Genomic DNA, 2,059 nt, shown 5'->3' on the forward strand with positions numbered 1-2,059 from the left:
TTAAAAAACTCTTTCATTTCCATTAATTTCTTTATTTTTCAATGCTTTCAGGATGTTTGTGTAAATGCACCACAACGTGTTGTATATGGTTTGTTGCGTGGTTTAAGCACTAAATTTAGCAAATAAAAACCGAATAGAAAATCCGCGAGGATTTTCGTAAGTAGGCTGGAACTAGCAATAAATTATATACGGTGTTGCCTACAGTTTTTTTATTTCAGCTTTTTTTCCATTCCAGTTAATTCTCATTTTTTCTTGATGTCCGATTAATGTAATTTCATAGCACTTAATATTTTCGTTCCAGTTTAATTTTAATATATCTTCATCCATTGCAAATTCATCATTTAGATAGAATTCAAGAACCTTTGTTTTGTAAATTACTTTGTTTTTATTGTCTGTGAAAATTAGAAAAAAATATTCAGGATATCCTAAATGATATGCTCCGTCATAACCATCGTATTGACCAATAATTTCAACTTTTTGATTTAGATTTACTAATTCTTTTGATAAAGAAAAGTCGTGAATATCTACATCTGTGTAATAATATTTTCCGTTTATATTAATTCTATTCCAAACACAATTAGTGTAATCTTTAAATTTGAGCTTGTAAAAGGTAGAATCAATTCTAACTTGAGTTAAATCGTTAAGAATTCCAGCTGGTTTTAAATCATTCATTTTATGGTTTTCGAAAAGCACAATTTTTCTATTTTGTGGATTTAGAAAGTAAGGAAAATCTTTTGGGTTTAGGGTTTCTATATTCGGCTCAATAATCTGTAAATCTCTATTCAAATATTTTTCAGATAAACTATTTGACTCAAATGTTCCTTCTTGTTGATTATCATAATCGTAAGTTTTATAATATGCTTGTTTTCCAGAATACCAAATTTCAGGTTTTTCTATTGTTAAAAAACCTCCAAAAACATAGCCTTTAGTATCTTTATTATCAAATCCATATATTTTAATCCATTCTCCTTTTATTTCTTTTCCTTCATCTAAAATGACTAAATTGATTCCTGTTTTTTCTTTAACATAAGTCATTGTATTGTTCGGAAGGTGGAAAATTTTGTTTGAATTCAAAGATGGTTTATCTCTAACAACTAATCCGCTTTCGGCTGTTACATACATTCTATTTTGACCAAAAATAGACATAGTAAATAAAAGTAATATTATTGGCAGAATGCTGTTTTTCATAATTGTAGGCAACGTGTTTGTATATGGTTTGTTGCGTGGTTTAGCACGTAATTTAGCAAATAAAAACCGAATAGAAAATCCGCGAGGATTTTCGTAAGTAGGCTAGAACCAAGCAATAAATTATATACGGTGTTGTATGCAGTTTTTTATTCAATTATTTCAATTTTTGGATTCTCAATATGTTTCGTTTCAATTTCTCTACCTTGGCTAATCAACCCATCATTTTTATCTTTTTCTATTCCTTTTACAACTGAAACCTTGCCAGAAACCTTAACTTTTTTATTGTCATATTTTAATAGTTCATCGTATTGAAGATTTACAACGTATCCGTTTAGATAAACACCATCTTTAGTTGCGTTTTTCAATTCGATAATGCTCAAAAAGGTAACAAAATCAGAGTCGCTTTTTGTTGACCATTCTAGTTGTTTCAATTCAGTCAGCGAGTCAATTTCTTTCTGATAATTTATCTTCCAGTCTGTTCCGTTTTTATCGGTTAAATGTTTATCAATTTCAGCGTTATATATTTCTATTCCGTTTAATTCGTTTCCGCTCACAATGCATCCAAATCCGACGTTTTTGAATCCATAATTTCGACTTACTTTATTCATTTCTATTGGTGAAATCAACAATTCTCCAACCAGAATTTTTTGTGGTGAATTATTTGCGATATCAGATTTAGCAGTCAGATAATTATATCGATTAAACATTCCGAAATGCCATAATCCAATTCCGATGAGGATTAGTATTATTCCACTAAATATTATCGTTTTTCGGTTCATTTCTCAAATTGCATACAACGGTTTGTATAAGATTAGTTGCGTCGTTTAAGCACCTAATTTAGCAAATACAAACCGAATAGAAAATCCGCGAG

At 29.5% G+C, this 2,059-nt stretch carries 2 protein-coding genes; both read right to left on the reverse strand.

The window, feature by feature from the left end:
- Positions 1 to 198 precede the first annotated feature (198 nt).
- Positions 199 to 1,188, reverse strand: coding sequence for an SH3 domain-containing protein (locus Q1B05_RS18450; RefSeq protein WP_299782914.1), 990 nt, complete (start codon positions 1,186 to 1,188; stop codon positions 199 to 201).
- Between the two features lie 146 nt (positions 1,189 to 1,334).
- Positions 1,335 to 1,967 carry a hypothetical protein gene (locus Q1B05_RS18455; RefSeq protein ID WP_299782916.1) on the reverse strand — a complete coding sequence of 211 codons (633 nt, stop codon included), beginning with the start codon at positions 1,965 to 1,967 and terminating at the stop codon, positions 1,335 to 1,337.
- Positions 1,968 to 2,059 lie beyond the last annotated feature (92 nt).

Source organism: uncultured Formosa sp., from assembly GCF_947500765.1.
GTDB lineage: Bacteria > Bacteroidota > Bacteroidia > Flavobacteriales > Flavobacteriaceae > Formosa.

What these genes read in the sequence shown, in the direction of transcription:
- Q1B05_RS18450 (WP_299782914.1), bottom strand. Translation starts at nt 1,188, where the DNA reads ATGAAAAACAGCATTCTGCCAATAATATTACTTTTATTTACTATGTCT.
- Q1B05_RS18455 (WP_299782916.1), bottom strand. Translation starts at nt 1,967, where the DNA reads ATGAACCGAAAAACGATAATATTTAGTGGAATAATACTAATCCTCATC.